27 protein-coding genes are annotated in these 24,126 nt (G+C 69.3%); 11 read left to right on the top strand and 16 right to left on the bottom strand.

The window, feature by feature from the left end:
• Together V6M51_RS20135 and V6M51_RS20130 are read left to right on the top strand one after the other, a co-directional pair.
• Positions 1-373: NAD(P)(+) transhydrogenase (Re/Si-specific) subunit beta (locus V6M51_RS20135; protein WP_332767891.1), on the top strand; the 373-nt coding region annotated here is incomplete at its 5' end.
• 239 nt (positions 374-612) lie between these two features.
• Positions 613-1,428 (top strand): M23 family metallopeptidase, encoded by an 816-nt coding sequence (locus V6M51_RS20130; RefSeq protein ID WP_332770023.1) that lies wholly within the window; start codon positions 613-615, stop codon positions 1,426-1,428.
• On the opposite strand, the gene V6M51_RS20125 is transcribed toward V6M51_RS20130, so the two are convergent.
• Entirely contained in the window at positions 1,425-1,826 is a 402-nt protein-coding gene (locus tag V6M51_RS20125) for a hypothetical protein (RefSeq protein ID WP_332770022.1), read from the bottom strand. The two genes, V6M51_RS20130 and V6M51_RS20125, sit on opposite strands and share 4 nt — an antisense overlap.
• A 69-nt stretch (positions 1,827-1,895) precedes the next feature.
• Between V6M51_RS20125 and V6M51_RS20120 the strand changes: the two genes are divergently transcribed.
• Positions 1,896-2,753: an alpha/beta fold hydrolase gene (locus tag V6M51_RS20120; protein WP_332770021.1), complete on the top strand. Its 858-nt coding sequence runs from the start codon at positions 1,896-1,898 to the stop codon at positions 2,751-2,753.
• On the opposite strand, the gene tilS is transcribed toward V6M51_RS20120, so the two are convergent.
• The 10 genes from tilS to pyrF form a co-directional block, all read right to left on the bottom strand.
• Positions 2,750-4,003: a tRNA lysidine(34) synthetase TilS gene (gene tilS / locus V6M51_RS20115; RefSeq protein WP_332770020.1), complete on the bottom strand. Its 1,254-nt coding sequence runs from the start codon at positions 4,001-4,003 to the stop codon at positions 2,750-2,752. The genes V6M51_RS20120 and tilS overlap by 4 nt on opposite strands.
• Positions 3,991-4,827, bottom strand: a complete 837-nt coding sequence (ybgF, locus tag V6M51_RS20110) for a tol-pal system protein YbgF (protein WP_332770019.1) — start codon at positions 4,825-4,827, stop codon at positions 3,991-3,993. The genes tilS and ybgF overlap by 13 nt, the downstream gene beginning before the upstream one ends.
• Positions 4,828-4,924: 97 nt before the next feature.
• Positions 4,925-5,413 carry a peptidoglycan-associated lipoprotein Pal gene (gene pal, locus V6M51_RS20105; RefSeq protein ID WP_332770031.1) on the bottom strand — a complete coding sequence of 163 codons (489 nt, stop codon included), beginning with the start codon at positions 5,411-5,413 and terminating at the stop codon, positions 4,925-4,927.
• Positions 5,414-5,603: 190 nt separating this feature from the next.
• A complete protein-coding gene (gene tolB / locus V6M51_RS20100; protein ID WP_332770018.1) occupies positions 5,604-6,899 on the bottom strand; it encodes a Tol-Pal system beta propeller repeat protein TolB in 1,296 nt (431 codons plus the stop codon).
• A gap of 20 nt (positions 6,900-6,919) precedes the next feature.
• Entirely contained in the window at positions 6,920-7,717 is a 798-nt protein-coding gene (locus V6M51_RS20095) for an energy transducer TonB (protein WP_332770017.1), read from the bottom strand.
• Positions 7,718-7,724: 7 nt separating this feature from the next.
• Complete coding sequence (locus tag V6M51_RS20090) at positions 7,725-8,207, bottom strand: ExbD/TolR family protein (RefSeq protein ID WP_332770016.1); 483 nt, start codon at positions 8,205-8,207, stop codon at positions 7,725-7,727.
• 3 nt (positions 8,208-8,210) lie between these two features.
• Positions 8,211-8,912 (bottom strand): protein TolQ, encoded by a 702-nt coding sequence (tolQ, locus tag V6M51_RS20085; protein WP_332770015.1) that lies wholly within the window; start codon positions 8,910-8,912, stop codon positions 8,211-8,213.
• Positions 8,913-9,013: 101 nt separating this feature from the next.
• On the bottom strand, positions 9,014-9,448 hold the full coding sequence (locus tag V6M51_RS20080; protein WP_332770014.1) for a YbgC/FadM family acyl-CoA thioesterase: 435 nt from the start codon (positions 9,446-9,448) through the stop codon (positions 9,014-9,016).
• Positions 9,445-9,825: a hypothetical protein gene (locus V6M51_RS20075; protein WP_332770013.1), complete on the bottom strand. Its 381-nt coding sequence runs from the start codon at positions 9,823-9,825 to the stop codon at positions 9,445-9,447. Before V6M51_RS20075 ends, V6M51_RS20080 begins: the two co-directional genes overlap by 4 nt.
• Before the next feature lie 111 nt (positions 9,826-9,936).
• Positions 9,937-10,647 (bottom strand): orotidine-5'-phosphate decarboxylase, encoded by a 711-nt coding sequence (gene pyrF, locus V6M51_RS20070; protein WP_332770012.1) that lies wholly within the window; start codon positions 10,645-10,647, stop codon positions 9,937-9,939.
• Between the two features lie 75 nt (positions 10,648-10,722).
• On the opposite strand from pyrF, the gene V6M51_RS20065 reads away from it, so the two are divergent.
• Entirely contained in the window at positions 10,723-11,412 is a 690-nt protein-coding gene (locus V6M51_RS20065; RefSeq protein ID WP_332770011.1) for a MarC family protein, read from the top strand.
• 356 nt (positions 11,413-11,768) lie between these two features.
• Here the strand turns inward: V6M51_RS20065 and V6M51_RS20060 are convergent, their stop codons facing one another.
• A complete protein-coding gene (locus tag V6M51_RS20060; protein WP_332770010.1) occupies positions 11,769-12,572 on the bottom strand; it encodes an SDR family NAD(P)-dependent oxidoreductase in 804 nt (267 codons plus the stop codon).
• Between the two features lie 202 nt (positions 12,573-12,774).
• Between V6M51_RS20060 and V6M51_RS20055 the strand changes: the two genes are divergently transcribed.
• Together V6M51_RS20055 and V6M51_RS20050 are read left to right on the top strand one after the other, a co-directional pair.
• Entirely contained in the window at positions 12,775-14,694 is a 1,920-nt protein-coding gene (locus V6M51_RS20055; RefSeq protein WP_332770009.1) for a potassium transporter Kup, read from the top strand.
• A complete protein-coding gene (locus tag V6M51_RS20050) occupies positions 14,695-15,051 on the top strand; it encodes a hypothetical protein (protein ID WP_332770008.1) in 357 nt (118 codons plus the stop codon). It begins immediately after the preceding gene.
• Between the two features lie 9 nt (positions 15,052-15,060).
• Here V6M51_RS20050 and V6M51_RS20045 read toward each other — a convergent pair whose 3' ends face one another.
• Positions 15,061-15,522 (bottom strand): Lrp/AsnC family transcriptional regulator, encoded by a 462-nt coding sequence (locus V6M51_RS20045; protein WP_332770007.1) that lies wholly within the window; start codon positions 15,520-15,522, stop codon positions 15,061-15,063.
• A 110-nt stretch (positions 15,523-15,632) separates the two neighbouring features.
• On the opposite strand from V6M51_RS20045, the gene V6M51_RS20040 reads away from it, so the two are divergent.
• The gene (locus V6M51_RS20040) at positions 15,633-16,871 is read left to right on the top strand and encodes an argininosuccinate synthase (protein ID WP_332770006.1); all 1,239 of its coding nucleotides are present in this window, start codon (positions 15,633-15,635) and stop codon (positions 16,869-16,871) included.
• On the opposite strand, the gene V6M51_RS20035 is transcribed toward V6M51_RS20040, so the two are convergent.
• The gene (locus V6M51_RS20035; protein WP_332770005.1) at positions 16,868-17,074 is read right to left on the bottom strand and encodes a KTSC domain-containing protein; all 207 of its coding nucleotides are present in this window, start codon (positions 17,072-17,074) and stop codon (positions 16,868-16,870) included. The two genes, V6M51_RS20040 and V6M51_RS20035, sit on opposite strands and share 4 nt — an antisense overlap.
• Positions 17,075-17,210: 136 nt before the next feature.
• Here V6M51_RS20035 and V6M51_RS20030 point away from each other — a divergent pair, with 136 nt between their 5' ends.
• Both V6M51_RS20030 and V6M51_RS20025 read left to right on the top strand, forming a co-directional pair.
• Positions 17,211-17,615: an MAPEG family protein gene (locus tag V6M51_RS20030; RefSeq protein ID WP_332770004.1), complete on the top strand. Its 405-nt coding sequence runs from the start codon at positions 17,211-17,213 to the stop codon at positions 17,613-17,615.
• Positions 17,616-17,714: 99 nt separating this feature from the next.
• On the top strand, positions 17,715-19,481 hold the full coding sequence (locus V6M51_RS20025; RefSeq protein WP_332770003.1) for an ATP-binding protein: 1,767 nt from the start codon (positions 17,715-17,717) through the stop codon (positions 19,479-19,481).
• Here the strand turns inward: V6M51_RS20025 and V6M51_RS20020 are convergent.
• Complete coding sequence (locus V6M51_RS20020; protein ID WP_332770002.1) at positions 19,478-20,230, bottom strand: sulfite exporter TauE/SafE family protein; 753 nt, start codon at positions 20,228-20,230, stop codon at positions 19,478-19,480. The two genes, V6M51_RS20025 and V6M51_RS20020, sit on opposite strands and share 4 nt — an antisense overlap.
• Before the next feature lie 130 nt (positions 20,231-20,360).
• Between V6M51_RS20020 and V6M51_RS20015 the strand changes: the two genes are divergently transcribed.
• The gene (locus V6M51_RS20015; RefSeq protein WP_332770001.1) at positions 20,361-20,993 is read left to right on the top strand and encodes a LysE family translocator; all 633 of its coding nucleotides are present in this window, start codon (positions 20,361-20,363) and stop codon (positions 20,991-20,993) included.
• 86 nt (positions 20,994-21,079) lie between these two features.
• Positions 21,080-21,667 carry a CC0125/CC1285 family lipoprotein gene (locus tag V6M51_RS20010; protein ID WP_332770000.1) on the top strand — a complete coding sequence of 196 codons (588 nt, stop codon included), beginning with the start codon at positions 21,080-21,082 and terminating at the stop codon, positions 21,665-21,667.
• An 8-nt stretch (positions 21,668-21,675) separates the two neighbouring features.
• Here V6M51_RS20010 and V6M51_RS20005 read toward each other — a convergent pair whose 3' ends face one another.
• The gene (locus tag V6M51_RS20005; protein ID WP_332769999.1) at positions 21,676-24,072 is read right to left on the bottom strand and encodes a bifunctional diguanylate cyclase/phosphodiesterase; all 2,397 of its coding nucleotides are present in this window, start codon (positions 24,070-24,072) and stop codon (positions 21,676-21,678) included.
• Positions 24,073-24,126: the final 54 nt, after the last annotated feature.

Genomic DNA, 24,126 nt, shown 5'->3' with positions numbered 1-24,126 from the left:
GGTGAAGTACGCCATCCACCCCGTCGCCGGCCGGATGCCGGGCCACATGAACGTGCTGCTGGCCGAGGCCAACGTCCCCTATGACGAGGTCTTCGAGCTGGAGGACATCAACGCCGAGTTCCCAGTGGCCGACGTGGCCTTCGTGATCGGCGCCAACGACGTCACCAATCCCGCCGCCAAGACCGACAAGACCAGCGCCATCTACGGCATGCCGATCCTGGACGTGGAAAAGGCCCGCACCGTGCTGTTCGTGAAGCGCGGCATGTCCTCGGGCTATGCCGGTGTCGAGAACGAACTGTTCTTCCGCGACAACACCATGATGCTGTTCGGCGACGCCAAGAAGATGGTCGAGGGAATCCTCAAGGGGCTCTGAGACGTAGAGCCCGATTTCGCCCGGTATAGTCGAGCCTGGCGGCTGGTCGCGACAATAGGCGCGGCCAGTCATGGTTTATTTCGCCACGTTTTGGTCTAGAAGACCCGTCACACAGCCCCCCGATTTGGTGGTGAACTGTCGAAGCTTGGCCGCTTGACCTCTGGCGGACCGATAAGAAGCTCGGCTGTACTGGACGAGGTATATTCTTGAATTCAACTGTCTCGGCCATGCTTGGCCGCTTGCGCCATTTTTGGCTCGAGGCCGCCCTGGTCGCCGGCGTGACTCTTACGGCGGTGACCGCCGCCTGCGCGGCCGGCGCCGACCTGTCACCGCCACGGATCACGCCCCAGCCGCCAGCCGCCGCCGCCCCGGTCGCGCCTGCCGCCCCGCCGCCCGCGGTGTTCGAGTACGGCGAACCGGTCCCAGGACATGAGGTCAATTCGCCCTTCGGCCTGCGTCGCATGCCATGGGAGAAGCACGGCCGGCTACATGAGGGCGTCGACATCGCCGCCCCCGTCGGCATGTCGGTCCTGGCCGTGGCGGACGGCGTCGTCACCCGCGCCGGCAACAGCTCGAGCTACGGCCGCTTCGTCGAGATCAAGCACGCCGAGGGCCTGATCAGCTTCTACGCCCATCTGGGCCGCGTCGACCCGCGCGCCAAGCCCGGCGCCGCCGTCCTGGGCGGCCGGGCGATCGGCAAGATCGGCTCCAGCGGAACCTCCACCGGCCCGCACGTGCATTTCGAGATTCGCCGGGACGACCGGCCCCTGAACCCCGTCGCCTTCATCGGACGCGAGTTCGCCACGGCCGAGGACCTGCCCCTTCAGACCGCCGCCCGCTATTCGCGCCGGGTGCGCGTGGCGCAGGTGTCGTTCATTCCGGAAGCCAAGCGCGCGCTCATGGAGGGCCCGCGCAAGTCTGCGAAGGTCGATGCCGACAAGGAAGACCGTCCGCGCGCGACCCTGACCTTCACCGCCAAGTCGGCCGACAGAGCCGGTGTCGAAGCCAGCGCGACGGTCCCCGCCGCGGATCCCACGGTCCCCACCGCCGGCTAGGCGCGGGGCCGACCGAAGGCCCGCTCGGCGGCGAAGGCGGCCAGCAGGGCGAACACCGGCGCCGAGGCCATGAACCAGAGCGGGTGCGGGATCATCCACATGGTCCAGGCCGAAAAGGCGAACAAAGCCAGGGCGACGATCCGGCCCGCCCAGGCGCGGCGGCCGGCGACCAGGTTCCCCGTCGAGGCTCCCGCCAGCACGCCCAGGAACCAGGCCAGCAGGACGGCCACCTTGGCCTCCAGCGGGATCTTGGACATCACGGTGGAGAGCTGGGCCGGATCGGTCAGATCCACCCCCGGCGGCGGCGGGAAGATGGTGTGGCCCATGCCCTCGACCACGCCGGTGACCACCATGCCCACCAGCACGCCCAGCACCACGCCCAGGATCAACCGCAACATTTCCGCCGCCTTCGCCTCGATCTCGCCGGGCAAACTCGGCTATTTGCTCCGCATGCTCAAGATCGACCTATGACCGGCGCCGGCTTCCATCCCAATCGCGGCGAGCTGGTGGATATCGGCGGTCGCCGCCTGCGGGCGGTCCGCGCGGGGCCGGCCAGTGACCGGCCGCTGATCGTGCTGGAGTGCGGCGCCTTCGGCTGCGCCGCCGACTGGGCGGTGGTCCAGGACCGCCTGGCCGCCAAGGGGATGGCCAGCCTGGCCTATGACCGCGCCGGCCTCGGCTATTCCGATCCTGGCCCCTCACCCCGCGACGGGGCGGCCATCGCCGACGACCTGACCCTGTTGCTGGAGCGGCTGGGCGAGCGCGGGCCCTATGTCATGGTCGGCCACTCCATGGGCGGGCTGCTGTTGAGGGTCTTCGTCCCGCGCCATCGCGACCGGATCCTCGGCGTGGTGCTGGTCGACGCCGCCACGCCGGAGGTGATGGACGTCAAGAGCGCGGCCGGCGCGGTCAACGCCTATCGCGGGGCGATGAAGCTGGTCGGCATGTGGTCGGCGGCGGGCTTCATGCGGCCGGTCTCCCTGGTGATCGGCGACCTCATCGGGCTGGAGGGCGAGGCCTCGGCCGAGAAGCGCCGCATCTACGGCTCGGCGGTCCACACGAAGTGGGCGGCCGAGGAGGTCCAGCAGTGGCCACGCACCTCGCTGATGGGCCGCCCGCCCTTCGACCCGGACCTGCCGGTGGCCGTGGTCACCGCGGGGGACGAGCGGCTCTCCGCACCCTTGAAGCAGCTGCAGGTGGCCCCGGCCCTGGCGTCCAGGCGCGGCTATGTGGACCACGTGCGCGGCGCCAACCACGCCAGCCTGCTCGGCAAGCGGTTCGCCGACCCCATCGTCAAGGGCGTGGAGCACGTGCTCTCGGTCTAGGGTTCGCGTTCCACCGCGCCGCAGGCGGCCAGCAAACGCGCGTGGGCCAGGGCGCGGACGATCAGGCCGGGGGCGCTGGCGGCCAGGGCGACCTCATCCCCATCGACCACCACCGGCAGCCCCTGGCGGGCGCTGGGCGGCAGGCCCGCCAGGCCCTGGCGTTCGCCGGCCGGCAGGCGCGCGGCGAGGCCAGCGAGCGGCAGGATCGTCACGGCGCGGTCGGCGGTGATCTCGAAGCGTCCGTCCCAAACCGCGGCGCATCCGGGCGCCAGATCGAGAGGCGCCAAGCCCCGCCGGGTCATCTCGCCGGGTTCGCGCAAGAAGCGGACCTCGGTGGCGCCGGCCTCGATGCGCGCGCCGGCCAGGCTCGCGGCGAAGGTCTCCTGGCTCCGCAGCCGTTGGGCCAGGCGGGCGGTTCGGTCACCGCGCGGCGGCCGGGAGGTCCCCGACGCACAGAGGCAGGCGGCGCCGACAAAGGCTTCGATCTCCCCCTGGCGCAGGGCCTCGCGCGGCAGAACCAGCAAGCCCGCGCCGTCGGCGTCGTGGACCACCATGGCCAGCTCGGCGGGCCGGGGTGAAGAGACAATCGGATCGGGGCAGCTCGGCGCCTTAGTCGCCAGGGCTTGCCGCGCCCGGGCGCGCGCGAAGCGCGGGTCATCATTGGCCGGGTCCTCGATCCAGGTCTCGCCGCGCGCGGTGAGCCAGGCCCGGATCTCGGCGCGCCCGGCGCCCAGCAGCGGGCGCAGGAGGAAGATGTCGCGCCCCTCGGGCCAGGCCGGCGAGGGGCCCCACTCGCGCGGACTGGGGGTGGTCGAGCCGCCGAGCCGCATGATCTGAGCCTCGGCGCGATCACCGGCCGTGTGGCCCATCAGCACGACCCGCGCCCCGGCCTGGCGCGCGGCGGTGGCGATCAGCCGGTGGCGCGCCTCCCGCGCGGCGGCGGGCAGGCCGGTGGATGGCTTGCGGCCGGTCCAGCTCAGCGCCTGGAACCCGACCCCGAGCCGGGCGGCGAGGTCGGCGCAGGCCTGGGTCCAGTCCCGGCTCAGCGGGCCCAGCCCATGGTCGACCGTGAGGATCAGCAACCGCCGGCCGTGGGCGCGGGCCCAGGCGTCGGCTATGAGCGCCAGGGCCACGGAGTCGCCGCCGCCGGAGACGGCCACGGCGAGCGGCCGGTCGCTGTCGGTGCGCAAGCGGCGGTCGAGGACGCCGCCGCAGCCGAGATCGTCGTCGGAGCGGGCTAGGCCGCGCACTTGGCTTGGCTGCGCGCCGCCGCCGCACGGCCCTGCACGGCCGGCGACGCCTTCGGATAGCGGCGCGTGAACTCCGCCAGGGTCTGGCAGGCGTCGGCGGGCTTCTTGATCTGGATCAGGGCGCGGGCCAGCTCGACCACGGCGTCGGGCGCCCAAGGGGTGGCCGGCCAGCCGCGGATCGCGCCGATATAGGCGCCGGCCGCCTCGGCATGCGCCGCCCGGGCGGAAAGCGTCTTGCCCAGCCAGTAGCGCGCCTCGGGCGCCTTGAGGCTGTCGCCATAACGGGCGACATAGGCGCGGAAGCCGGCCTCGGCGCCGTCATAGTCGCCGCTCAGCATCAGTTGCCGCGCCTGGTTGAAGGTCTCGGTGGCGGTCTGGGTCGGCGGCGCGCCGGATAGCTCCGGGGCCGGCAGGCCGGCGTCGACCGGGGCTTCGGCCGCCGCGGCGCGGGTTTCCAGGGCGACGATCTTGTCGGAGAGGCTCTTGATCTGGCCCTTGAGGGCCTCGTTCTCGCGCCGGGCCAATTCGCCGTCGCGGGCGGCGGTCTCGAGGTCCCCGGTCATACGGGTCAGGCTCTGTTCCAGTTCACCCAGGCGTCGGGTCAGTTCCTGGAGTTGGTAGTCGGTCTCCGCCGGCTGGATCACCACGGGTTTGCCGGAGTCGCGGCCCTGGAAGACGATGGCGCGCAGTTCGCGCATCACCTGCTCCATGCGGTCGAGGCGCCGCGCGTCGCGGGCGTCCAGCGGGTCGATCGGGGTCTGGGCGAGCGCCGTGGTGGAGATCAGCGCAAGGGCGAGGGGCAGGGCGAGGCGGCGGAAGATCATGGCGTCACTCTAACCTGGTTCGGGCGACCGAATTGCGGCTCGCAAAACAGGCGGAGTCCCGGCCGGGACCCCGCCTGCATGCTGAAGGCGCTGGAGACTAGCGCGCGCCGCCGGTGATCGCCGTGGCGGCGTTCCGGTTGCGTTGATAGGCCTCTTCGCTGGTGCCCGGATCGATCGGGCGTTCCTTGCCGAACGACACCGTGGAGATACGGTTCGGCGCGACTCCGTGGCTGACCAGGTGCTCACGCACCGAATTGGCCCGACGTGAACCGAGGGCGAGGTTGTATTCGCGGGTGCCGCGTTCGTCGGCATTGCCTTCGATACGGACCTGGACGGCGGGATAGCGCACCAGCCAGGCGGCCTGGGCGTCGAGGACCGGAGCGGCGTCAGCGCGGATGTCGTACTGGTCGAGGTCGAAATAGACCCGGTCGCCGACATTGACGACGAAGTCCTGGGTCGAGCCCGGGACCACGCCCACGGGGGCCGGGGCGGGCGCAGGCGCCGGCTCCATCGGCGCCGGGGCCGTCGGCGCGGGCGGCGTCGGCGCGGGCGGCTGCGGCTTGGGCTTTGACGCGCAGGCTGTCATGGACAGCGCCGCGGCGGCGATCAGGGCCAGTCGAACGGCGCCTTTGGTGTTGAAGCTCTGCACGTGGGCTTCTCCTTCTGATGTTTACGACGGCGGGTTCCCAGACGTTCCGAGTACCTGCACCTATTCGGCTTTTTGAAGGCCTAACAATCCGGTGATGGCGCGTTTGGCGCGCCAATACCTGAAACGACTAATTCAACAGCGGCGACCAGGCCGGGTCCGAGGCCGAGCCGGGATACGGGGCGGGCCGTAGGATCCGTCCGGTGACGTCCACCGTCCACAAACGCGGGGCGCCGCCAGGTGTTTCCCGGCTGAACATCAAGACCCGGCCGTTGGGCGCCCAGGTGGGACCCTCGTCGAGGTAGCTGGTGGTCAGCAGGCGCTCGTCAGAGCCGTCGGGCTTCATCACCCCGATGTGGAACTGGCCGCCCACCTGCTTGGTGAAGGCGATGAAGTCGCCTACCGGGCTCCAGACCGGAGTGGTGTAGCGCCCCGAGCCGAACGAGATGCGCCGCGCGCCGGAACCGTCCGCACCCATGACATAGAGCTGCGGGCTTCCTCCGCGGTCGGAATTGTAGACGATGCGCGTCCCGTCCGGGGAAAAGGACGGCGAGGTCTCGATGGAGGGATCGGAGGTCAGCTTGGCCGCGGCGCGGTTGCGCAGGTTCATCACATAGATGTCGCTGTTGCCGTTGCGCTCCACCGAGAAGGCCACCCGCCCGCCGTCCGGCGAGAAGCGCGGGGCGTAGACCATGCCGGGGAAACTTCCGAGGGTCTCGCGCCGGGCGGTCTCCAGGTTGAACAGGTAGATCGACGAGCCCTCCGGCCGCAGGGCCATGTAGGTGATCTCCTGGCTGGTGGAGGAGAACCGCGGCGTCATGACGATGTAGGAGCCGTCGGTCAGGTAGCTGGGATTGGCCCCGTCCTGGTCCATGATCCCCAGGCGCTTGATGCGGTTCAGCCGCCCGCCGCTCTCGGAGACGAAGACGATCCGGGTGTCGAAATAGCCCTTCTCGCCGGTCAGTCGCTCATAAACGGCGTCGGAGATCTTGTGCGCCACGCGCCGCCAGTTCTCCGGGGTGGAGGTGAACTGCAGGCCCAGCAGCTGCTGCTCGGAATAGACGTCCCACAGGCGGAAATTGACCGTCAGCCGGCCGCCCTCGACGGTCACTTGGCCGTTGACCAGGGCCTGGGCGTTGATCGACTTCCAGTCGGGGAAGCGCGGCTGGACATTGACGTCCAGGCTCTTCTCGATGAAGGCGGCCTGATCGATGGGCCGGAACAGGCCTGAGCGTTCCAGGTTGCCGGTGATGACCTGGGCGATCTCCGCGCCGCGGGCGCCGCCGAAGGCGGGGATGGCCACGGGCAACGGCTGGACGTCGCCACGATTGACGTCCACCTCGATCTGAGCCGCCGCCGGCGCGGCGCCGGCGAGCGTCGTGGCGAGGACCGCCAACACCGCCAGGACAAGGGATTTCAGTCGCATCGGTCGTGTCTCCTGAAGGCCTAGGAACAGGCCTCTGCGGCGTTGAAGTTGACCGCGATGCGGTCGCCGTAGAAGTCGCGGGGCAGGTTCTTGAAGGGGGCGGCCTGATAGACCGCCCGGATGGCGCGTTCGGCGGCGGCCTGCTCGACGGCGTTGGCCGAGCGTTCCTTGCCGCCGGCCTCGACCTGGCCGATCACCTGGCCGCCGGCGCCCAGGGTGAAGGTCACCCGCACCTTGACCGAGCGGCCGCCCTCGACCTCGCAATTGGGGTTCCAGCGCCGCTGCAGCTCGTCGGCCAGGCCCTTCAGGGCATTGGCCGCCAGGCCGTCGCCCATGTCGGGACGGGCGACCTTGGCGGTTTCCTGGCGGGCCGGACCCTTGGCGGCGGAGGACGTCCGCGACCCCGACGAGCGGGCGGCCTTGGCCACGTCGGCGGCCAGGGCGTCGAGGTCAAGGCTGGCGGTCTTCTGCGGCTTGGGCGCGGGCTTGGTCGGCGCCTTCAGGGCCGGCTTGGGCGGCGCGGCGGAGGCGGGCTTCGGCGCTGGCGGAGTCGGGATCGGAGCCGGGTCCGGGGCGGCGGCCTCGGCCGGGGCGTCCGGGACGGGCTGCTCGGTCTGGGCGCTCTGGTCCTCCGGCGCCTGGATCGCCTGGCGCAGGTTGGTGTCGGGGGCGTTGGAGACGATGTTGATCGGCACCGAGGCGCCGACCGAGAGCTCCCGGGTCCAGGGCCACGACACGAAGGCCAGGCCGAACACGCCCAGGTGCAGGGCCAGCGAGGCGATCATCGCCGGGGAGAATTCGCGGCTGCGCGACGCCATGCCGGCCTCAGCGCTTGCGGGCGTCGCCGCCCGAGGAAGGCCCGCCCGTGTCGGTGATCAGGTTGATCGAGGTGAAGCCGGAGCCCGAGAGCGCCGCCATCACCTGGGCCACCACCTCGTAGGAGGCCTTGCCGTCCGCGCGGACATAGATCGGCTTCTTGGCCGTCTCGCCCACCATGGCCCGCAGGCGCGGCGCCATGCCGGCGAAGGGCACGGGGTCCTCCTGGATGAACAGCGAGCCGTCGGCGCGGATCGAGACGGTCAGGGGCTCGGAGTCGTCCTCCATGGCCCCGGCCTCGGTCTTGGGCAGCTCGACCTCGACGCCCACCGTCAGCAGCGGGGCGGAGACCATGAAGATAATCAGCAGCACCAGCATCACGTCGACCAGCGGCGTGACATTGATCTCGGCCAGCGCCCCGCGATTGCGGCGGCCACGCCGGCGGCGCGACCCGCCGGTGGCGGAAAAGGCGTCGTGGGCGGAGAGCGCCATGGCTCAGCCCCGCTCGGCCAGGCGCCGCTGGATCGCGGTCGAAAGGTCGTCGGCGAAGCCCTCAAGACGGGCCGAATATCGTCCGGCATCGGACGAAAAGCGGTTGTAGGCGATGTAAGCCGGGATGGCCGCGATCAGGCCGACGGCTGTGGCGAACAGCGCTTCGGCGATGGAGGGGGCGACGACGGCGAGATTGGTCGATTTCTCGATGGCGATAGCCTGGAAGGCCTTCATGATCCCCCAGACCGTGCCGAACAGGCCCACGAAGGGCGAGGCGGTGGCGACGATGGCGAGCGAACTCAGGCCGGTCTCCACGCGGGCGCTTTCCCGGGCGATGGTGGTGTCGAGCTGGCGGTCGATGCGCTGGATCAGGAAGGCGGCCTGGCTCTCGTTGCTGACCCCGCGCTGGCGGGCCTCGCGCCATTCGCGCAGAGCGCCTTGCAGCATCCGGGGCAGGGCGTGGGCGGGGCGCTCGCCGGCGTCGGTGGCGATCTCTTCCAGGGGGCGGCCGGAGGCCACCTCGTCCTCGAAGATGTCGGCCTCGCGGTTGAGCGCGGTCAGGCGGAAGACCTTGTCGAGGATGACGGTCCACGACCACAGGCTGGCCAGGATCAGCCCGACCATCACGCCCTTCACAACCCAGTCGGCGCGCAGGAACAGGTTGATGAACGAAAAGCTGTCGGCGGTGATCGGCGCGGCGTCCATGCGGGCTCCAGGAATAGCGGCGGGCCTGGACTTCAAAACCCGCCGGGGTGGCGATCTTAAGGCCGCCATTTTTGGTTAAGCGCGGCTTAACGCGGACCTGTTCAAGCGAAGTAGGGGCGCAACTGTTCCAGCATACCGGCCGGCGGCTTGCGCGGGCGGCCGCTGAGGTCGATGCAGGCCGCCTCCACCTGGGCCCGGCAGATCAGTTCCTCGGCCCGGAAGATCTGCTGGCCGATGAAGAGCCGCGGGCCGCGGGCGCTGTCATAGGTGGTGCGGACAGCGAGCGCGTCGTCGATGCGTGCGGCGCGCTTGAACTCGAGCTCCATGCGGACGATGGCGAAGGCCGCGTCCTGGCCCTGCAGCTCGGCGTGCCGGATTCCGGCCACGCGCAGGAAGTCGCTCCGCCCGCGCTCGAAATAGCGGACATAGTTGGCGTGGTAGACGACGCCGGTGAAGTCGGTGTCCTCGTAATAGATCCGCACCGGCAAGACGTGTTCGCGGCCGTCGAGCCAGCCGGCGGAGGGTTCTGGGGTCATGGCGCTGATCTAGACGTCCCCACGTCCAAGGTCAGCCCCGAAGCGAGGATCGCGCCCACCCCGTAGAGCAGCCAGGCGCCTGGCAGGGTCAGGTCGGGGACGCCATAGAGCTGCGGCTGCCAGACGAAGGCCATGCCATCCAGCAGCAGGGCCGGCGTGGAGGCGAGGGCCGCGGTCCTGAGATGCCCGCCGGGCTGGCCGCCGGTCAGGCGATGGACGGCCAGCACCACCAGGGGCGCGAGGGCGGCGCTGACCGCGAAGACGATGGGGGCCGCGTCGGGGCTGAACCAGCCGAGCGGCGCGGCGAAGCGGACCACCATGGCGGCGGCGAACCAGAGGACGACGCCAATGGCGACGAGCAGGATGTTGCGGGCCATGGCGATGCTCCCCCTCGTAGGGAGGATGGCGTAAGTCGGGGCGTCGCGGAAGCTGCGCCGACACAGGTCCTTCCCCCGCCCCGGAAGGAGAGCATCTCGAGACTTCGCCCCTTAGACCCCGAACATCTCCGCGGCGACCCGCAGCGCCGCCTCGCGCGGGTCGTTGGCGGCGCTGATCGGGCGACCGCAGACGATGTGGCTCGCCCCGGCCTTCAGCGCCTCGGCCGGCGTGGCGGCGCGGGCCTGGTCGTTCTTGGCCGACCAGTCGGGACGAACCCCCGGCGTCACCACCAGGAAGTCCTTGCCGCCGATGGCGCGCGCCAGGGCCGCCTCGTGCGGGCTGGCGATCACCCCGTCGCAGCCGGCCTTGACCGCGTGGTGGATGCGCCGCTCGACCAGCTGCCGGGCGGTCTCGGTGAAGCCCATCTCGACCAGGTCGGCGTCGCCCAGGCTGGTCAGCACGGTGACGCCCAGGACCTTCAGGGACGAGCGGCCCTTGCCGCGCACGGCGGCCTCCATGACCTGGGGCTCGGCGTGGACCGTCAGGAAGTCGCAGCCGGTGTCGGCCAGGACGCTGGCGGCGCGCTGCACGGTGGTGCCGATGTCGTGCAGTTTCCAGTCCAGGAACACCTGCTTGCCCTGGCCTTTCAGCTCGCGGGCCAGGCCCATGCCGCCGCCGGTGGCGAACAGCTCCAGCCCCACCTTGTAGAAACTCACCGCGTCGCCCAGCGCCGCGACCAGGGCGCGGGCCTCGTCGACCGTGGGTAGGTCCAGCGGCACGATCAGGCGCGGATCGCAGCGGACGGCGGCGGCGAGGCTCATGGCGGGCTCCATGCAGGGGCGCGCGACCCCCAAAGCGGAGTTCGGCGCGGCGTCGAATTGGGCTAAGACCCACGCATGAGCCAGTGGGACTTCGCGGTCAACTTCTTCGTCGCCCTTTTCGCCCTGATCGACCCGATCGGGAACGTCCCGCTGTTCGCCGCGGCGACCAATGGGGTCAAGGGCCGCGAGAGCCGGCTGATCGCGGTCTATCTCTCGCTGTTCGTGCTGGTCTTCCTGACCTTCTTCTACTTCTCGGGCCTGGCCCTGCTGGAGTTCTTCGGCATCTCGCTGGCGGCCTTCCGCATCGCCGGCGGGGTGATCCTGTTCCTCCTCGGCCTCGACATGGTGCGCAACGACTTCACCGCCAGCCTGACCCTGGACGGTGACGATGGGACCTTGGCCGGCGGCAAGGCCCAGGCCCGCGCCCGGTTCGAACGGATGATCGTCCCCTTCGCCATGCCGCTGCTGATCGGACCCGGCGCCATCTCGACGGTGGTGATCTACGCCAGCGAGGCCAAGCGCTTCGGCCTGGCCGGAGCCGCCGTGGGCGTGGCGGTGATCGCCGCCCTGGCGCTGGCCACCATGCTCAGCTTCTGGGCGACCCCGGTGATCACCCGGCTGCTGGGCCGCATCGGCCTGACCATCGTGGTTCGCGTCCTGGGCCTGATCCTCTGCGCGCTCGCGGTGCAGTTCGTACTCGCAGGGATCGCGGAGTCGACGGCCGGCGTCATCCTGCGCGAAGCCGCCGCGCCCTACGCGAAGTGATCTTTTCCCTCCCCTTTATGGGGAGGGACGGCGGCGCAGCCGCCAGGGTGGGGAAGTCCGGCAATCTGCGTCGAAGCTTCGGAAAGCCCCACCCTCGACCGCTACGCGGTCTGCCCTCCCCATAAAAGCAGGGCGATCGCATATGGCGGTTCACCTCCTCTCCCCATTCATGGGGAGAGGGTAGGGTGAGGGGACGCGGCGCGAAGCGACGCAATCCGGTCTCTCAACAAGCTCTGTGCGGCGGAGACGCCCCCCTCACCCTACCCTCTCCCCCCGAAGGCGGCGGAGAGGAGGCCAGCGCCGCAGCCTCCGAGCCATATGCGATAGCCCTACCCATGAAGGGGAGGGAAAGAAACTCACACCTTCCCCCGGAACCGCGGCCCCTGGCTGGCCATGAGCGCCAGGGCCCAGTCGTCGGGGACCAGCTTGGCGAAGGCGGCTATGGCCTTGTTGGGCGCGCCGGGGACGCAGATGGCGCGATTGGCCTCGACGGCCTCGTAGCCCGCGGCGGCCACCTCGTCGGCGCCCAGCCACATCCATTCGGGCGCCCCGCGGCTGATCTGGTCGCGGGTGTGGTTGACGTCGTGGAATTCCGAATAGGTGAAGCCCGGGCACAGCGCGCTCACATGCACTCCGGTCGCCTGGTTCTCCAGGTGCAGGCTCTGGGAGGCCTTCACCAGATAGCTCTTGGTCGCCCCATAGAGCGTCGCGCCCGCCGAGCCAGGGATCAGGCCGGCCAGGGAGGCCACATTGACGATCCGCCCGAAGCGGCGCTCGACCATGCCCGGCAGCACCCTATGGGCCAGTTCCGTGGGCGCGGTCAGCATCACCTGCAGGAAGGCCGCGTGGGCCTCCCACGAGGTCTCCAGGAAGCCGCCGGGGATGCCGTAGCCGGCGTTGTTGATCAGGGCGTCCACCACCCGCCCGTGGGCGGTCAGGTGCTCCAGGATCGCCGTGGGCGCGCCGGGCTCGGCCAGGTCGGCGGTGGCGGTCAGGGTCTCCACCCCGTAGCGCAGGCGGATCTCCTCGGCCAGCTTGTCCAGCCGGTCGGTGCGCCGGGCGGTGAGCGCCACGTCGTAGCCGTGGCTGGCGAAGATCCGCGCGAAGGCCGCGCCGATGCCGGCCGAAGCCCCCGTCACCAGCGCCAGTCTGCGATCCATGTCGGCCCTCGAACCTCTCGTAGCGGTCAAGCCCCGAAGGTGGCCAAAGCGCCCGGAAGGTCAAGCCGCGCGCGCTCCGAGTCCCTGAGCGTCAGCATGACGCGGCCACGCCGACGTTGTATGGCGGTCCAATCGGGTGTATCGCGCCCGCCGCGACGGCATCGGGCCGCCCCAAGGGAACCCCTGTTCCCGGAGACTTTTCATGGCTGACACAGCCGGCGCCGCCCAGGAGGCGGCGGAGGAGTCTCACTCCCCCCACAAGAAGGATAACTTCTACGCGCTGGCGCTGGGGGCCATCGGCGTCGTGTTCGGCGACATCGGCACCAGTCCGCTCTACGCCATGAAGGAAGCCCTGCACCACTCGCGCTCCGGCGGGGCGACCGAGCTTGCGGTCCTAGGCGTGGTCTCCCTGGTGATCTGGGCCCTGCTGCTGATCGTCACCCTGAAATACGTCGTCTTCCTGATGCGGGCCGACAACAAGGGCGAGGGTGGGACGCTCGCCCTGATGGCGCTGGCCCAGCGCCATCTGCCCCAGCGCTCGACGGCGGTGTTCCTCCTGGGCGTGATCGGCGCGGCCCTGTTCTACGGCGACGGGGTGATCACCCCGGCCATCTCCGTGCTCTCGGCGGTCGAGGGCCTGAAGGACGCGCCGGGCATCGGCCACGGCATCGAGCCCTATCTGGTGCCGATCTCGGCCACGGTGCTGGTGGGCCTGTTCATGGTCCAGGCGCGCGGCACCCATCGCATGGCCGCCCTGTTCGGCCCGATCACCGCCATCTGGTTCCTGGTGCTGGGGGCGCTGGGCGTCTACCACATCGCCGACGACCTCTCGATCCTGCGGGCCTTCAACCCCTACTACGGCGTCCGCTTCCTGCTGAGCGACGGCATGGTGGGCTTCGTCATCCTGGGCTCGGTCTTCCTGGCGGTGACCGGGGCCGAGGCGCTCTACGCCGACATGGGCCACTTCGGCAAAGGCCCGATCCGCGCCGCCTGGCTGTGGTTCGTGGTGCCCTGCCTGTTCCTCAACTATCTGGGCCAGGGCGCCAATGTGCTGGCCCATCCGCTGGCGCGGCACAATCCGTTCTGGGAGATGGTGCCAGAGATCGCCTACTGGCCGGTCCTGGTGCTGGCCACCATCGCCACCGTCATCGCCAGCCAGGCGGTGATCACCGGCGCCTTCTCCATGACCCAGCAGGCGGTGCAGCTCGGCCTCCTGCCGCGCATCGACATCCGCCGGACCTCCGAGACCCAGTCCGGCCAGATCTTCGTGCCGCAGGTGAACACCTTCCTGATGATCGGCGTGCTGATCCTGCTGTTCACCTTCCGCAATTCCTCGGCGCTGGCGGCCGCCTACGGCATCGCGGTGACCGGGGCCATGTTCGTCGACACCCTGCTGTTCTTCGTGATCATCCGCCACATGTGGAAGCGACCGGTCTGGCAGGCGGCCCTGGCCGCCGGGGCCTTCGGATTCCTGGACCTGGTGTTCATCGGCTCGAACCTGCTGAAGATTCCCGACGGGGCCTGGCTGCCTCTGGTCCTGGGCAGCGTCCTGGTGGTGATCATGTGGACCTGGACCCGCGGCGCCGAGATCCTCAGCGAGAAGACGCGCCGCGATTCCGTGCCGCTGATCGAACTGTCGGAAATCCTCAAGGCCCGGGCCCCGCACCGCGCGCCGGGGACCGCGATCTTCCTGACCTCGGACCCGGACATGGCGCCCGTCGCCCTGATGCACAATCTCAAGCACAACAAGGTGCTGCACGAGAAGAACATCGTGCTCACCGTGCTCACCGCCGAGACCCCGCGGGTGAAGGACGACGACCGCATCCGCATCGAGCCGGTCAATGACGACTTCAAGCGGGTGTTCATCACCTACGGCTTCATGGAGAGCCCCAACCTGCCCAAGGCGCTGGGCCTGTGCCGCAAGCTGGGCCTGAAGTTCGACATCATGGCCACCAGCTTCTTCCTCGGCCGCCGCTCCATCGTACCCTCGGCCCAGTCGGGCATGCCGCTCTGGCAGGACAAGGTGTTCATCTTCCTGATGAAGAACGCGGCCAATCCCACCGACTTCTACAAGATCCCTCCGGGGCGGGTGGTGGAGCTCGGAACCCAGGTGACGGTCTAGATGACGCTGCTCTCCATCGCCGCCGACATCCTCTGGATCGTCGCGCTCTCGATCATGGCCTCGGCCAGCCTGACGGCCTGGCGGCGCATGGACGCCGACACCAAGGTCCCGATGCAGGGCGAGCCGCGCAAGGCCCCGCGCCTGAAGCGCGACCTGGCGCTGGGCCTGCCGCTGGTTCTGGCCTTCGCCTTCGGGGCGGCCCTGCTCTGGGGCCATCGCAGCGTCACCAGCATCAGCTACGACGTGATCTTCTTCGGCCTGAGGGCCACCCTGGCGGCGGTCATCGCCCTCATGCACCTGCAGTGGCTTAGGGGCGCCCTGACGGCCCTCGAGGCCGAAGGCGCGCTCAAGCCCTGAGACCCGCGCTCAGGCCAGCGGAATCTCGAAGCTCCGCTTGACCGTCTCCATCGGCACGTCGGTCTTGACGCTCTGGACGCTGGGGATACGGGTCAGGTGGTCGGCCTGGAAGCGCCAGTAGCTGTTCAGGTCGGCGGTGACGATGCGCAGCAGCGCGTCGCATTCGCCGGTGGTCAGATAGCACTCCATGACCTCCGGCATCCTGCGGACGGCCTCGGCGAACTGGTTGGTCACATCGGCGTCCTGGGTCTTGAACCAGACGCGCGCGAACACGGTCAGGCCGACGCCGACCTTCGAGCCATCCAGGACCGCCACATAGCGCTCGATCACGCCGGCCTCTTCCAACAGCCGCACCCGGCGCAGGCAAGGCGAAGGCGACAAGCCCACCTCCCGGGCGAGTTCGATATTCTGCATGCGGCCGTCCCGCTGCAGCGCGCGCAGAATGCGCCGGTCGATCGCGTCGAGTTTCATTGGCGCCACGCGCCTCGTTTCTACGCCATATTGGCATCCTATGCCGATATCGGGCTTATTCTTGGTGTCTTTGCAATCCAATTGTTTTGATCTTGGCCTAAGGTGCCGCCATGAAAACGACCACGCCCCCCGTCAAGAAAGTCGTCCTCGCCTATTCCGGCGGTCTCGACACCTCGATCATCCTGAAGTGGCTGCAGACCGAATACGGGGCGGAGGTGGTCACCTTCACCGCCGACCTGGGCCAGGGCGAGGAGATCGAACCCGCTCGCGCCAAGGCCCTGGCCGCCGGCGTGAAGCCGGAGAACATCTTTATCGAGGACGTGCGCGAGGAGTTCGTCCGCGACTTCGTCTTCCCGATGTTCCGCGCCAACACGGTCTATGAGGGCCAGTACCTGCTGGGCACCTCCATCGCCCGGCCGCTGATCGCCAAGCGGCAGATCGAGATCGCCCGGCAGACCGGCGCCGACGCGGTCAGCCATGGCGCCACCGGCAAGGGCAACGACCAGGTCCGCTTCGAGCTCGGCTACTATGCGCTGGAGCCGGACATCCACGTGATCGCCCCCTGGCGTGAATGGGACTTCAAGAGCCGTGAGGCCCTGCTGGACTTCGCCGAGAAGCACCAGATCCAGATCACCAAGGACAAGCGCGGCGAGGCGCCCTTCAGCGTCGACGCCAACCTGCTGCACTCCTCCTCCGAGGGGAAGGTGCTGGAGGACCCGGCGGTCGAGGCCCCCGAGTTCGTGCACATGCGCACGATCGCGCCCGAGGATGCGCCGGACAAGGCGACCGTCTTCACCATGGACTTCGAGAAGGGCGACCCCGTCGCCATCGACGGCGTGAAGATGAGCCCCGCCACCCTGCTCACCAGGCTCAACGAACTCGGTCACGACAACGGCGTCGGCCGCCTGGACCTGGTGGAGAACCGCTTCGTCGGCATGAAGTCGCGGGGCGTCTATGAGACCCCCGGCGGGACGATCCTGCTGGCCGCGCACCGGGGCATCGAGTCCATCACCCTGGACCGCGGATCCATGCACCTGAAGGACGAGCTGATGCCGAAGTACGCGTCGCTGGTCTATAACGGCTTCTGGTTCGCCCCGGAGCGCGAGATGCTGCAGGCGGCCATCGACCATAGCCAGGCGATGGTCACGGGGCAGGTGCGGGTCAAGCTCTACAAGGGCAATGTCTCGATCATCGGCCGCACCAGCCCCTACTCGCTGTATGACCAGGATCTGGTCACCTTCGAGGAAGGCAAGGTCGCCTACGACCACCGCGACGCGGCGGGTTTCATCAAGCTCAACGCGCTTCGTCTGCGCGTGGCCGCCAAGCGCGACCGGCGCATCAAGGGTTAGGCTCCCAGCTTGTTGTAGGGATACTGGTCGCGGATCTCGAAGGCGAAGAACCGGCCCTTCGAATCCGCGTCGACGAAGCTGCGGTGCACTTCGCCCGGCACGCCCACATAGACGTACGCATCGCCGTCGTGGAAGGTGACGAAGAGCTTCGCCCGCGCTTCGTCATAGCGGATGTCGCGGATAGCTTCGGACTCGACCTGCATGGTGGGTCTCCCAACGTTCCGTGGACCGACCTTAAGAACGCGTCGACTTGGCGGATTAGTTCCCTTCAGCCTCCGCGCCGTGGCAGTCTGCCGGCAACGGCGGAGCTACCGCCGACAATGTTTCGGGGGAAAATCCATGCAACCACACGGCTATGTCGCGCTCGTCACCATCGCGGCGCTTCTCACCTATCTCTGGATGATGGTCCGCGTCGGCCAGGCCCGCGCCAAGTGTGGCATCTCCGCCCCGGCCATGGTCGGCGACCCGCTGCTCGAGCGGACCATCCGGGTCCACTACAACACCCTGGAGGCCCTGCCGGTGTTCCTGGCGAGCCTTTGGCTGTTCGCCATCTACTGGAACGACCTGGTCGCCGCCGGCCTGGGCGTCGTGTGGATCGCGGGCCGCATCGTCTATGCGCTCGGCTATTTCGCCGACCCCGGCAAGCGCGAGGCTGGCTTCATGATCCAGTTCGCCGCCACCGCCGTTCTGTTGTTCGGGGCCCTGGGACGGATCGTCTGGTCGCTGGCCGTGGTCGGCGCCTAGGCATTTCAATTTGAGACGGCGGCGGTGTCGAAGCGCTACTATGACGGGTAACGCAATTTCAGGGTTTTTGACCGTCACTGGGACGCGGAGGTGTGTCTCATGGTCGGAAGCCGGCAACCCGCAACAACAAGTCCGGACGCAACGCCCGTCAGGCGGCGCGGCGACCTAGCCGGCGGCCTGATCATCACCGCCCTGGCCGCCGTGGCCGCCCTGCCCCTGGTCCCTTGGGTGGCGGTCGCCGCCTGGGCGGCCGTCGTGCTCGGCGCCGTCTGGGCCGAGGCGCGCCACACCCCGCGCGGCGGGCTGGGCGCGGCGCTCGTCGCGGTCACCAACACCCTCTACGCCGGGGCGGCGTTGGGGCTGATCATCTGGGGGGACCCGGCCGCGCGGCTGTTCAGCTTCGCCCTGATGGCCGTCTGCATGGTCCACGTCCTGATGCGCCACCACCTTGCGGCGGCCGCCTTCCTGGCCGGCGTGAGCCCGCATATCGCGGTGCTCGGACTGGTGGGCTTCGGCCTGACCAAGACCGCCCTGGCGCGTGGCGACCTGTTGGCCGCCTTGACCCCAGCCGCCGTGTTGGGCCTGTTCGCCGCCCTGTTCTGGACCGCCCGCGCGCAACTGGCCCAGTCCTGGGCCGAGCTTTCCTCCGCCAAGCAGGAGGCCCAGGAGCGCGAGCGCGCCGCCGAGGCCGCCAACCGCGCCAAGTCGCACTTCCTGGCCACCATGAGCCACGAGATCCGCACGCCGTTGAACGGGGTGCTGGGCATGGCCCAGGCCATGGGCGGGGATGACCTGTCCGACGTGCAGCGTGAGCGCCTGAGGGTCATCCGCCGCTCGGGCGAGACCCTGCTGGCCGTGCTCAACGACGTGCTGGACCTGTCCAAGATCGAGGCCAGCAAGCTGGAACTGGAGCTCGTCGACTTCGACATGGCCCATCTGGCGCGCGGGGTCGTGGCGGCCTTCACGCCGCTGGCCAACCGCAAGGGCGTCTCGTTCGGCTTCGAGATCGAGGATGGGGCCTTGGGCGCCTATCGCGGCGACTCCACCCGTCTGCGGCAGATCCTCTACAACCTGATCTCCAACGCGGTGAAATTCACCGAGTCCGGCGGGGTCAACCTGTCCATCGTGCGTCGCGACGAGATCGTCGAGATCACCGTTGTCGACAGCGGAATCGGCATGGCGCCGGAAAGCCTGTCGCGGCTGTTCGATAACTTCTTCCAGGCCGACGCCTCCACCACGCGCCGGTTCGGCGGCTCGGGCCTGGGCCTGGCCATCTGCCGCGAACTGGCCGGCCTGATGGGCGGCGGCATCGACGCCGAGAGCGTCCTGGGGCAGGGTTCGACATTCCGGGTCATCCTGCCGCTGCCGCGGATCGGCGACGCCCTGGTCAAGCCCGCACCCGCCCCGTTCCCGGACAACGAGCCGCAGTCCCCCGACATCCGAGTGCTGGCCGCCGAGGACAACGACGTCAACCAGCTGGTGCTCAAGACCCTGCTGATGCAGGCCGGCATCGAGCCGGTCATCGTCGCCAACGGCCGTGAGGCCGTGGAGGCCTGGGAGCGTGAGGAGTGGGACATCATCCTGATGGACGTCCAGATGCCGGAAATGGACGGCCCCGCCGCGGCCCGGGCGATCCGCGCCCGTGAAGGCGAGACCGGGCGGCGCTGGACGCCGATCATCGCCCTCACCGCCAACACCATGACCCACCAGCGGGCCGAGTACGACGCCGCCGGCATGAACGGCCTGGTGGCCAAGCCCATCGAGATCGGCCGCCTGTTCGAGGCCCTGGAGAACGCCCTGGCCGCCGATCCGGCCCTGGCGCCGGCCGCCGCTGAGAACGACCGCCTGCTGGCCGGCGAGGGTTAGAGCAGCAGCGCCACGCCCTGCCAGATCGCCAGGCTGGTCACCAGCAGTCCGACGATCCAGGTGAGCGCCCGCAACGGCAGGATCTTCACCATCCAGCCGGCGATGGGCGCCGCGACAATCCCGCCGCCGATCAGGCCCAGGACCGACCACAGATACTGCTTCATGCCGCCCGACTCCCAATGGCCGCTGAGCAGCGCCGCCAGGAAGGTCGCCGAGATGGCGGCGGCCACGAAGGCCTCCGCGGAATTGGTGGTGCCGATGGCCTTGCGCGGATCCGCGCCGGTCCCGAGCAGGGTCGAGGTGACCACCGGCCCCCAGCCGCCGCCGCCGACCGCGTCGAAGAAGCCGCCAACCAGACCCAAGGGGAAGGGCGACCTCCAGGAGAACGGCTTGGGCCGGGCGCCCTTCCAGGCGCGATAGAGGATCACCACCCCCATCAGGCCCAGCCAGCCGACCACGTAGGGCTTGATCAGGTCGCCGTCGATGGAGGTGAGCACGAAGGTGCCGACGACGCCGCCCAGCACCCCGCCCAGGGACAACAGAAGCAGGAGCCGCCAGTCCACGTTGCGGTGGGCGATGTGGGAGACGGCCGAGGCCGCGCCGGTGAAGACCTTGGCCGCGTGCACGCTGGCCGAGGCGGCGGCGGGGGGCACCCCATTGGCCAACAGGACCGTGGTGGAGACCACGCCATAGGCCATGCCCAGCGCGCCATCGACGAGCTGGGCGGCGAAGCCTACAGCGGCGAACAACCAAAATTCCGGACCCATCGCTCCTCCGTTCGAATTCGGAGGTCGCAGGTCTTCCGAACCGGGGCAATGGGGATTACCTGGGAACGGCGCCAGCATCTCTGAGCCCCTCCCCTCAAGCCCGGCCTCACGCATGGATCTGCCCGTCGACCCCGCGCGCTATGTCACCTTCCTGGGCGTGATGATGGTGATGGCGATCACGCCGGGGCCCGCCAACCTCTTCGCCATCGCCACCGGCGCCCAGAAGGGCAAGGCCGCCGCCCTGACCGGGGTGCTTGGGATGAACAGCGCCACCCTGGTGTGGTTCGCCGCCGCGGCCCTCGGGCTGGGCGCCCTGATCCTTGCCTTCCCCCAGGTGTTCCACCTGCTGGCCTATGCGGGGGCGGCCTATATCGCCTGGCTGGGGATCAAGGCCCTGCTCGGGGCCTTCAGCAAAGACGCCGAGCCGGGACACGGCGCGTTCAAACAAGGCAAGTCGGCCTATCTGGACGGCTTCACCGTGCAGATCGCCAATCCCAAGGCCATCCTGTTCTTCACGGCGGTCCTGCCGCCGTTCCTCGATCCGCAGCGGCCCCTGGCGGCCCAGCTCGCCGCCTTCGCCGCGGCGACCATCGGCATGGACGTGCTGGCCATGAGCGCCTACGGCCTGGGCGGGGCGGCCCTGGCGACGCGGATGAGTGAGCCGCGATTCCGCCGAGGGTTTTCGATGGTGGTGGGCTTGCTTCTTCTGACCGCCGCCGTCCTGATGGCGGGCAAGGCGAGATAGTCGAGCTCCTGACAAGCGCGACCACAATTAAGCCGATGTGTTTTCGTAAAAATCCTACTGAGGGACGTCTTTCAGGTGCGACAGCCATGACACGCAGAGCCGCCGCTATCGCCGCAAGCCTGGCCTTGGCTGGCCTGGTCAGCGCTTGCGCCACCGCCACCCCCTACCAACCCAACATTCCGGGACAGGCCGTCTCCGGCGGCTTCTCCGAACAGCGGCTGGAGAGCGACCGTTTCAAGGTCACCTTCGCGGGCAATAGCCTGACCTCCCGCGACACGGTCGAGGCCTATCTGCTGTACCGCGCCGCCGAGCTGACCGTGCAGCAGGGCTATGACTGGTTCACCATCGTCGAGCGCGACGTCGAGCGTGACCGCCGGACCTATGTGGAGCGCGACCCGTTCTATCGTCCCTGGTACGGCCCGAGCTACGGCTATTGGCGGCCCTACTGGCGCTATTATGGCGGCGGCTTCGGCTGGCGCACCTGGGACCCCTATTGGGGCGACCCGTTCTGGGCCGACCGCATGGACGTGCGCACGGTCGAGAAGTTCGAGGCCACCGCCGAGATCGTCATGCGCAAGGGGCCCAAGCCCGCCGACGACGCCCGCGCCTTCGACGCCCGCGGCGTGATGGAGAATATCGGACCGCGCGTGATGCGGCCGGTTCCCAAACCCTAGCCGAGGCGCTAGGCGGCGTTCGTCTTGCGGCGTTCGCCGCCGGCGTCTTTGACGTCGGTCCAGCCGCCCAGGGTGTCGAGCAGGGCCGGCCGGCCGATGTGGTAGCCCTGCACCTCGGCGCAGGCCTCCTCGCGCAGGAAGGCCAACTGCTCGGAGGTCTCGACGCCTTCGGCGGTCACCGGAATGTCCAGGCTACGGCCCAGGCCGAGCACCGCGCGAACGATGGCGGTGGCGCGGTCGTCGCGGTGGATGTTCTCCACGAAACTCTTGTCGATCTTGATCTTGTCGAACGGGAACGACTGCAGGGTCGAGAGCGAAGAGAAGCCGGTGCCGAAGTCGTCCATGGCGATCCGCACGCCGAGCGCTTTTAGCCGGCGCAGATTGTCCAGCGCCCGCTGGTAGTCCTTGAACAACGCGCTCTCGGTGATCTCCAGCTCAAGCCGGCTTGGCGACAGGCCCGTCTCCAGCAGGATCTCGTGCACCAGGCTGGGCAGGTTCGCCTGGTGCAGCTGCACCGGCGAGAGGTTGACCGCGATCCGCAAAGGCTTGTCCCACCTAGCCGCGTCGGCGCAGGCGCGGCGCAGCACCCATTCGCCGACCGGCAGGATCAGCCCGCTCTCCTCGGCGATGGGGATGAAGTCGAGCGGCGCGATCACCCCACGCATGGGGTGAGCCCAGCGGACCAGGGCCTCGAACCCGCAGATCTCGCCGTCCTCGGCCCGGGCCAGCGGCTGGTAGTGGAGGATGAGCTCCTCGCTGGCCACGGCGGTGCGCAACTCGCGCGCCAGGGCGCGGCGCTCGCGAATGGTCTCGTCCATCTCGCGCTTGAAGAACCGGTAGCGGCCGCGACCGCCGTCCTTGGCCCGGTAGAGGGCCATGTCGGCGTTGGCCAGCAGGGTCTCCCCCGCCTCCCCGTCGTCAGGATAGAGGCTGACCCCCAGGCTGGCGCCCACCGGCAGATCGTGGCCCTCGTAGCTCACCGGCGCGCTCAGGACCTCCAGCAGGTTGGCCGCCAGTTCGGCCGCCGCGGCCGGCTGCTCCCCGCCGCCGATCTGTACGATCACGAATTCGTCGCCGCCCAGGCGCGCGGCGAAGGATGGCGCCTCCACGGCGCCCAGCAGGCGCCTGGCGGTCTCGCGCAGGATGGCGTCGCCGGCCAGGTGGCCGTGCAGGTCGTTGGCTTCCTTGAAGTGATCCAGGTCGACGCAGATCACCGCCAGACGCTCGGCGGCGGCGGCGGCCTGGTCCAGGGCCTGGCTCAGCCGGGCCTGCATGACCGTGCGGTTGGCGAGCCCCGTGAGGCCGTCATGCTCGGCGAGATAGCGGATCTTCTCCTCGGCCGAACGCCGCTCGCGCAGGTCGCGGACCGCCAGCACCATCAGGTCGCCCTGGTCGCCGCCGGTCTCCAGCACCCGGCCGAAGGCCTCGATCGGGATGGTGACGCCGCCGTCGCGGGGGCGCAGCCGCCCTTCGCGGCGGGTGTCGAGGGTGCTGCCGCCGGCATCGTCGAAGGTCAGCAGTTCGGAGGTCAAGTCGAGGCCGACCAGGTCGGCGACATCGGCGGCGGCCAAGGCGCAGAAGGCGGCGTTGGCGTCCTGGATGCGACCGGCGCGGATGACCACGATTCCCTCGTAGGCCGCGTCCGCCAGCCGGCGCGTGCGCACCAGGGCCTGGTCGTTGGCGCCGCCTTCGATGAGCACGGCCCCCAGGCCGCCCAGGATGATCAGGCTGACGATCAGGGCGACGGCCAGGGTCATCATCACCGACGACAGCAGCTGAGGCGGGACCTCGATCAGAGCGTCGGGGATCACCGTGATCGCGCCCATGCCCGTGAAATGCAGGCTGCAGATGCCGAGCGTCAGGACCAGACCGCCCAGCAGCTGGCGAGGCAGGGTCCTGGCCTGGTCGGCGGCGAACATCGCCCCGACACCGCCGATCGTGCCCAGCGCCAGGGAGGCCGCCACGGTCGGCAGGTCCCAGGTCAAGGTCCCCTGGGTCACATAGGCCGACATGCCGGTGTAGTGCATGGCGCCGACGCCCTGGGCCGCCAGCACACCGCCGGCCACCTTGCCCGCGACGCCGCGGGCCAAGGCCGCCGCACCGAAGGCGCAGGCCATGAAGACCCCGGCGATGAGCAAGGAGGCCAGGGTGCCGATCGGCATGAAGCCGGCCTTCAGCCCCGTCGAATAGGCGAGCATGGCGATGAAATGGGTCGCCCAGACCGAACAGCCGGCGACTAGACCGGTCAGCAGGATCCAGGCCGCCCGCACACCATGCGTAGATGTGTTGCGCATCCGGGAGTAGAGTCGAAAGGTCGTGAAGCAACCGCCGAAGCAAACCAGGCCCGCGACGAGAACCAGCCTGAGGTCATGTTCTGTCGCCAGACAGGTGAGGGTCTTGAGCACGGGAAATGAAGTCCTCGACGGCGCAGTCGGGGCTATTTGCCGTAAAATCCGTAA

The sequence above is a fragment of the Phenylobacterium sp. genome (genome assembly GCF_036677185.1).
Taxonomy (GTDB): domain Bacteria; phylum Pseudomonadota; class Alphaproteobacteria; order Caulobacterales; family Caulobacteraceae; genus Phenylobacterium.
The sequence above is the reverse complement of the archived record's forward strand: the minus strand, read 5'-3'. Positions and strand labels throughout refer to the sequence as shown.

Coding starts and splice junctions, on each gene's coding strand:
- V6M51_RS20125 (WP_332770022.1), bottom strand. CDS start 1,826: ATGTTGCGGTTGATCCTGGGCGTGGTGCTGGGCGTGCTGGTGGGCATG.
- V6M51_RS20120 (WP_332770021.1), top strand. CDS start 1,896: ATGACCGGCGCCGGCTTCCATCCCAATCGCGGCGAGCTGGTGGATATC.
- ybgF (WP_332770019.1), bottom strand. CDS start 4,827: ATGATCTTCCGCCGCCTCGCCCTGCCCCTCGCCCTTGCGCTGATCTCC.
- pal (WP_332770031.1), bottom strand. CDS start 5,413: ATGACAGCCTGCGCGTCAAAGCCCAAGCCGCAGCCGCCCGCGCCGACG.
- tolB (WP_332770018.1), bottom strand. CDS start 6,899: ATGCGACTGAAATCCCTTGTCCTGGCGGTGTTGGCGGTCCTCGCCACG.
- V6M51_RS20095 (WP_332770017.1), bottom strand. CDS start 7,717: ATGGCGTCGCGCAGCCGCGAATTCTCCCCGGCGATGATCGCCTCGCTG.
- V6M51_RS20090 (WP_332770016.1), bottom strand. CDS start 8,207: ATGGCGCTCTCCGCCCACGACGCCTTTTCCGCCACCGGCGGGTCGCGC.
- tolQ (WP_332770015.1), bottom strand. CDS start 8,912: ATGGACGCCGCGCCGATCACCGCCGACAGCTTTTCGTTCATCAACCTG.
- V6M51_RS20080 (WP_332770014.1), bottom strand. CDS start 9,448: ATGACCCCAGAACCCTCCGCCGGCTGGCTCGACGGCCGCGAACACGTC.
- V6M51_RS20075 (WP_332770013.1), bottom strand. CDS start 9,825: ATGGCCCGCAACATCCTGCTCGTCGCCATTGGCGTCGTCCTCTGGTTC.
- pyrF (WP_332770012.1), bottom strand. CDS start 10,647: ATGAGCCTCGCCGCCGCCGTCCGCTGCGATCCGCGCCTGATCGTGCCG.
- V6M51_RS20065 (WP_332770011.1), top strand. CDS start 10,723: ATGAGCCAGTGGGACTTCGCGGTCAACTTCTTCGTCGCCCTTTTCGCC.
- V6M51_RS20060 (WP_332770010.1), bottom strand. CDS start 12,572: ATGGATCGCAGACTGGCGCTGGTGACGGGGGCTTCGGCCGGCATCGGC.
- V6M51_RS20055 (WP_332770009.1), top strand. CDS start 12,775: ATGGCTGACACAGCCGGCGCCGCCCAGGAGGCGGCGGAGGAGTCTCAC.
- V6M51_RS20050 (WP_332770008.1), top strand. CDS start 14,695: ATGACGCTGCTCTCCATCGCCGCCGACATCCTCTGGATCGTCGCGCTC.
- V6M51_RS20045 (WP_332770007.1), bottom strand. CDS start 15,522: ATGAAACTCGACGCGATCGACCGGCGCATTCTGCGCGCGCTGCAGCGG.
- V6M51_RS20040 (WP_332770006.1), top strand. CDS start 15,633: ATGAAAACGACCACGCCCCCCGTCAAGAAAGTCGTCCTCGCCTATTCC.
- V6M51_RS20035 (WP_332770005.1), bottom strand. CDS start 17,074: ATGCAGGTCGAGTCCGAAGCTATCCGCGACATCCGCTATGACGAAGCG.
- V6M51_RS20030 (WP_332770004.1), top strand. CDS start 17,211: ATGCAACCACACGGCTATGTCGCGCTCGTCACCATCGCGGCGCTTCTC.
- V6M51_RS20025 (WP_332770003.1), top strand. CDS start 17,715: ATGGTCGGAAGCCGGCAACCCGCAACAACAAGTCCGGACGCAACGCCC.
- V6M51_RS20015 (WP_332770001.1), top strand. CDS start 20,361: ATGGATCTGCCCGTCGACCCCGCGCGCTATGTCACCTTCCTGGGCGTG.
- V6M51_RS20010 (WP_332770000.1), top strand. CDS start 21,080: ATGACACGCAGAGCCGCCGCTATCGCCGCAAGCCTGGCCTTGGCTGGC.